The sequence below is a fragment of the Acinetobacter sp. YH16031 genome (genome assembly GCF_013417335.1).
Classification (GTDB): Bacteria; Pseudomonadota; Gammaproteobacteria; order Pseudomonadales; family Moraxellaceae; genus Acinetobacter.
In genome coordinates this window covers 64,974-70,973 of record NZ_VPED01000016.1, presented here as the reverse complement: position 1 = coordinate 70,973, position 6,000 = coordinate 64,974, and the positions used below count along the sequence as shown (strand labels likewise).

6 protein-coding genes are annotated in these 6,000 nt (G+C 43.6%); 1 reads left to right on the top strand and 5 read right to left on the bottom strand.

What is annotated here, in order from left to right:
• Window positions 1-157 precede the first annotated feature (157 nt).
• Genes FTV31_RS08985 through ppx form a run of 5 tightly spaced genes read right to left on the bottom strand, consistent with a single transcriptional unit; the run spans window position 158 to window position 5,277 of the window.
• Window positions 158-727 (bottom strand): YggT family protein, encoded by a 570-nt coding sequence (locus tag FTV31_RS08985; RefSeq protein WP_004783550.1) that lies wholly within the window; start codon window positions 725-727, stop codon window positions 158-160.
• Between the two features lie 31 nt (window positions 728-758).
• Window positions 759-1,589: a pyrroline-5-carboxylate reductase gene (proC, locus tag FTV31_RS08980; RefSeq protein ID WP_180014362.1), complete on the bottom strand. Its 831-nt coding sequence runs from the start codon at window positions 1,587-1,589 to the stop codon at window positions 759-761.
• 2 nt (window positions 1,590-1,591) lie between these two features.
• The gene (tilS, locus tag FTV31_RS08975; protein ID WP_180014360.1) at window positions 1,592-2,965 is read right to left on the bottom strand and encodes a tRNA lysidine(34) synthetase TilS; all 1,374 of its coding nucleotides are present in this window, start codon (window positions 2,963-2,965) and stop codon (window positions 1,592-1,594) included.
• Window positions 2,902-3,726, bottom strand: a complete 825-nt coding sequence (locus tag FTV31_RS08970) for an acetyl-CoA carboxylase carboxyltransferase subunit alpha (RefSeq protein WP_180014358.1) — start codon at window positions 3,724-3,726, stop codon at window positions 2,902-2,904. The genes tilS and FTV31_RS08970 overlap by 64 nt, the downstream gene beginning before the upstream one ends.
• A 30-nt stretch (window positions 3,727-3,756) precedes the next feature.
• Complete coding sequence (gene ppx / locus FTV31_RS08965; RefSeq protein WP_179992969.1) at window positions 3,757-5,277, bottom strand: exopolyphosphatase; 1,521 nt, start codon at window positions 5,275-5,277, stop codon at window positions 3,757-3,759.
• A 261-nt stretch (window positions 5,278-5,538) separates the two neighbouring features.
• Between ppx and trxA the strand changes: the two genes are divergently transcribed.
• A complete protein-coding gene (gene trxA / locus FTV31_RS08960) occupies window positions 5,539-5,865 on the top strand; it encodes a thioredoxin (RefSeq protein ID WP_005233946.1) in 327 nt (108 codons plus the stop codon).
• The last annotated feature ends 135 nt before the right edge of the window (window positions 5,866-6,000 follow it).

Sequence of the window (6,000 nt, the reverse complement as noted above, 5' to 3'; positions counted from 1 at the left end):
AATAATTCAAGTGAATTTGTTTGAAAGAAGAACTTTAAAAGCTTTATTTTCACCCGATAAAATACCCATAAAACAAGAGGAAGCTCATTTGAGCTTCCTCTTGTGAAAAATTGTGGGACAGCAATGCGCCTAAGCGTCCTTTTTCTTTGGGATCTGATTAAAGACCAGTTAGCAACACAATTGCCACCTGATTCATAATCATTTCAATTACGATCAGTGCCAAAATTGCCAGGATTGGGGACAGATCGATCATTCCCATATTCGGCATGATACGACGGAACGGTGCCAATAATGGTTCTGCAAGTTCCTGAACTACCTCAATATAAGGAGAACGGGATTGCGTAAACATCACCACCCAGCTCAAAATAATTGTTGCAAAAATCAGGTAACGACAGAAACGGATCAAATCCTGCATCATGGTAACAAAGGTTAGAATAAGCAAATGGATTGGACCATTTGGCATTCCCCCAGACAAATACATGATGCCAAAAATTTTCAGCAAATACAGCACGACCAAAAGTGCCAGTGCAGCAGTATTCACCCGGCCTTTACCTGCAGTTGGGAAAATACGCCCGAACACATCTACAATTTTAGTCGCTTTGACAGTAGATAGAACGACAGGATTATAAGGACTCACCGCGGCCAATTGCATTAAAAAGCGGAAGAATACGAGCAAAATCGCGACGTTAATGATAATGCCAAAAATTAGCGCAGAATTTGCACCCATACTTGAACGTTCCTAAAAATTAAACTGAAGATTATTTGCTATTGTCACTGAGCTCTTGGGCCAGTTCCTGACTACGTTTTTGCGCAGCAGCAAGCGCTGCCTGAATATTTTGAGAAATTTGCGCGCGATCAAATACTTCCAATGCCGCCTGAGTTGTACCATTCGGAGATGTTACATTTTTACGCAGCTCTGCCGGTGTATTAGAACTGTTGATCGCCATTTGCGCTGCCCCCAAAGCAGTTTGCAACGTCAATGCTGTAGCTACTTTTTCATCCAGACCTAAATTCTTGCCTGCACGAATCATGCTTTCCATCATATAGAAAAAGTAAGCAGGTCCTGAACCAGACACAGCAGTTACGGCATCAATCTGAGCTTCTGAGTTTACCCAAATTGTCAGGCCGGTAGAAGCCAAAACCTGACTTGCCAGCTCACGGTCATCATTACTCACTTCTTCATTGGCAAATAAACCATGTGCACCAGTCTGTACTAATGCGGGTGTATTCGGCATCACACGGACAATACGGTCAGTACCCAATAGCGCAGATAGTGTTGCAATCTCGGCACCCGCAACGATTGAAATCACCAACTTGCCATCAAGTAAACCTTGAAGTGGCTTTAACACACCAGCTAAAACCTGTGGTTTGACTGCAAACAGGACGATATCTGCATCTTTAATAGCAGCAATATTATCATCGGTGACATTGACTTCTTTTTCTGCAAGAAGTGAGCGTACTTTCTCAACCGGATCAGAAACTGTAATACGCGTTGCTGGCAACCCCTGCGAAATCAGCCCGCCAATCAAGGCTTGAGCCATATTACCGCCACCAATAAAACTAATATTACAATTTAAAGCTGCACTCATGTTTAATGCTCGTCGTTGAATTCTAAAGTTGAAGAAACCGAAATGGGTAGCCACCCCCCTGCTTCACAATATGCAGATTGAGCTAACCAAAATCCTTTAGGTGTAAACACGCCTAGCATAACATTATCTGTGCTTAATATTTGAATAGTATGCCGAGTCCAGGGAAATATTTGCGCTTCCTGAATGGCTTTTTTGAGCGGCCAGTGCCCAATCCGGCCATAGAGATGAATTTTTTCACCACCCTTCCGTTGCCGTAAATATAAGGGTTGACCTAACAAAGTGGGAGATAATCCTATCTCAGCCCTTTGAATCCCGAATTGACCAGAAGGAAGATGAATCTGATCTTTATTTTGTAAAATGATCTGCTGTTCAGCTACAGTCGATTGTTGATCAGCCAGATAAATTTCAGCTTTTAGGCGATGCAACTGCTGCTGATAACGCACATAGTAATAACCCGACCAATGCAGCGCTGCCTGAGCATCCTGTTTCGCTCCAATTACTTCAGTCTGTACACGCTCAACCATGTCCAGAGAGGGACGATATTGTCCCCCGCCTTTCATCCAGACCGAGAGTAACTGACGCTGCCGTGCTTTGGATAAACTTGAGAATGAAGATAGATCGAGAATTTCGGCGTTACCACAGAGTTTCAGATCCTGCTCTAATACGTCTTGCAGAATGTTTTGTGCATCCTGCATCAGTTCACTGGTACGAGCCAAGGCAGACTGCATTTTCGGATAGCGATGACTTAAGACTGGCCACAGCACCTGACGTGCCCAGGCACGGTCATAATGAGTATCCTGATTAGTCGGATCTTCAATATTCTGGATATTTAAATCTGCTGCCCATTGGCAAATCTGCTCACGAGAAATATCCAGCAGTGGCCGCCAGATGGTTAAATCTGTCCGTATATCGATCGCTTTCATGGCAGCCAGACCATCAATCCCTGCACCAGAAAGTAAGCGCAACATCAAAGTTTCTGCCTGATCCTGCTGATGGTGGGCCAAGACCAGAATTTCATTGGGCCGAAGATGCCGTAAATAAGCTTGATACCGTGATTGGCGAGCCTGTGATTCCAGATTGCCGCTGGCAACATGGACGGGCTGAATGATGCAAGGAATATTTAGTTGCTGACACTGATGCTGGACAAAAGTGCCCCATTCAGCACTAACATTTTGCAGTTGATGATCAACATAAATCGCGCGGATTTTTTCCGGGCACAAAAAAAACATCAGATGCAGCAACAGCATAGAATCTACGCCGCCACTGCATCCGATTAGAAATTTTGTTTCTGCAGGAAATTCCTGCAGTTGCTTTAAGATGCCAGACCTAAATTGTCGCTGCCAAACTTCATTAAACGTTGGTAACGTGCTTCGCATCGTGCTTGTGGTTCCATTGTTTGCAGTTCATTTAAAGCTTCTTTCAGGACTGCTTTCAGTTGGTACATGACTTCATCTGGATCCAGATGTGCGCCTTCACCTTCGTCAACGACGTATTCAACAATACCCATCTTTTGCAATTTTTCAGCAGTCAATGCCAAAGCTTCACTGGCCTGTTCGGCTTTTTCTGCGGTTTTCCACAGAATAGATGCACAACCTTCTGGTGAAATCACTGAATAAATACTGTGAGAGAGCATCACCACACGGTCCGCAACACCAATACCGAGCGCACCACCCGAACCGCCTTCACCCAAAACTGTAGCAATTACAGGCACTTTCAGATTAGAAAGTTGCGCCAAACTCGATGCAATCGCTTCAGCCTGACCACGCTCTTCCGCACCCACACCCGGGTATGCACCCATGGTATCAATAAAGGTAAAGACTGGCAGATTAAAACGTTCCGCCATATCCAACAGACGCTGAGCTTTACGGTAACCTTCCGGATTACTCATCCCAAAATTATGCTGTAATTTTTCACGGGTACTACGACCACGGTGCTGACCCACGATCATCACCGGTTGTCCATCGAAACGTGCCAGACCACCGATCATTGCGCCATCATCACCATAGAGACGGTCGCCATGCAAAGCATCAAATTCAGTGAATATTTCACCTACATAGTCCAGAAATTGTGGACGTTCCGGATGACGAGCAATCTGTACTGTCGTCCATGCTTTTGATGGGGTAGCTTTATTTTTCATAGGTCAACCGTTTTCATCCCTATAAAGGTATTAATTAACAAATTGTTCAGATTGAACCGAGAGCTCGATCTCCCAATTTTTAAACTGCACCTGTTCATCATGCAGTTCAGCAATCAGCAATGGCCATTGTTTGGCATCGCCAGAAATACTGAGCTGCCATTGTTGCGCATTCTTGACCTTGAGTTCAATGGCAGGAAGCATCTCATCGCTACGACTGTGATTGACCAAAACCGCCAGACGCAACAGCAAACACAGCTGTAAAAGTTTAGTTCCACCGACTTTCATCACATCATGCTTGGCATCAGCGCGCAATTTACGGCGATGGTGTGCGACCAAATGTGACAAATAATTCTGATCTACCTGCGAAAAACCGGCAATGTCAGAATGTTGCAATAAATAGGCACCGTGGCGGTGATAACCACTATGACTGATCGCTAAACCAATTTCATGCAAATAAGCGGCGCGACGGAGTAAATCACTGTCTTCACTATACAGGCCGAGATCACCAGCCACATCATCAAACAGTTTTTGCGCAGTCTGCACTACACGTTCGGCCTGTTTGGCATCGGCATTATAACGACCAATCAAGGCATGAACAGAACGATCACGGATATCTTCATGCTTGAAACGACCCAAGAGGTCATACATCACGCCTTCACGCAATGCGCCATCTGAATAGACCAGATGTGGGATATTCAGTACATCAAATACTGCATATAAAATGGCAATTCCTGCAGGTAAAACTGCACGACGGTCATCTTTCAGACCTTCAAACTCCATGTCCGAAACATGCTTATATTTGAATAATTTATCTTTAAGTTTTTCCAAACCTTCACGGGTGAGCTGTTCTTTATCATTGCTCCAGCCCATGTTGACACAGATCTGACGGCAAGCCTTAATCGTACCACTCGAACCAACCACCGCATCCCAACCGGCAGATTTATAAGTATTGGCAATGCCTGAAATTTCTTTACGTGCCGCAGTCACTGCCTTATCAAAGGCTTTATGGGTGATTTCACCATCAGCAAAGAATTTCTTGGTAAAAGTCACACAACCCATCTGCACAGATTCGGTATGAATGGGTTCGAATTCTTCCCCAATAATCAGTTCAGTCGAACCCCCACCGATATCTACCACCAGACGACGGCCAGTATTGGCCATGGTATGTGACACACCGAGATAAATTAGACGCGCTTCTTCGCGACCAGCAATAATTTCAATCGGTTTTGGTAAAATTTCAGCTGCTTTCTGAATAAATTCATGACCATTTTTGGCCTGACGCAAAGCATTCGTTGCCACAATCCGTAAACGGTTCGGTTGTACCGATCCCAAGCGTCCGACAAAACGGGCCAGACAAGCCAAACCGCGCTGCTGTGCGGCTTCAGTCAAATTTTTATTTTCATCCAGTCCCGCAGCAAGTTGAACCTTTTCTGACATTGATGCGACTTTTTTCACTTCGCCATGATCCACCCGGGCAATCGCCAAATGAAAACTGTTTGATCCCATATCGATGGCTGCGAGTAATTCTTCATCAATCAAAAAATCAGACATTCTAGAAATAAACCTTTTAAGAATTGTGCTTAGAGTAATTCACAACCATGCAATTTAAAAGCCATTTGTCAGGACAATTTCGCGTAATTATTTTTTTCATTTATAGGACAATTGTATGAGGCGATGGTGACTATCGTGATCATCCATTAGACAAAACAACATTAAAGCTTGAAAATTTACAGATTCCCCTACATTGTTAAAGATGGCTATGTAATACTAATAATTATAGTTATCTTTATAAAATTAATTCTGGAGCACTCCATGTCTGGCAACATCGTAAACACTACTGACGCAAACTTCGAAGCAGACGTTCTTCAATCAGACGTTCCTGTGCTGGTTGATTTCTGGGCTGGCTGGTGTGCGCCATGTAAAGCTATTGCCCCTGTACTTGAAGTATTGGCTGATGAATATCAAGGCAAAGTGAAAATTGTCAAAGTTGACGTAACATCTTGCGAACAAACTGCTGTGAATTTCAATATCCGTAACATTCCAGCTTTATTGATGTTCAAAAATGGTGAAGTGGTAGCGACTCAAGTCGGTGCAGCACCAAAATCTAAATTGACTGCATTTATTGATCAAAACATCTAAGCATAAAATGCTCAACCAAAAATACGCGACCAAAGGTTGCGTATTTTTTTCGTCTATAAATTGACAAAAACCTGTTTCTCTCTTATATTTCAACTTCAAGAGATAAAGGATGCTAAATCCTGTCAGTTTCTTACA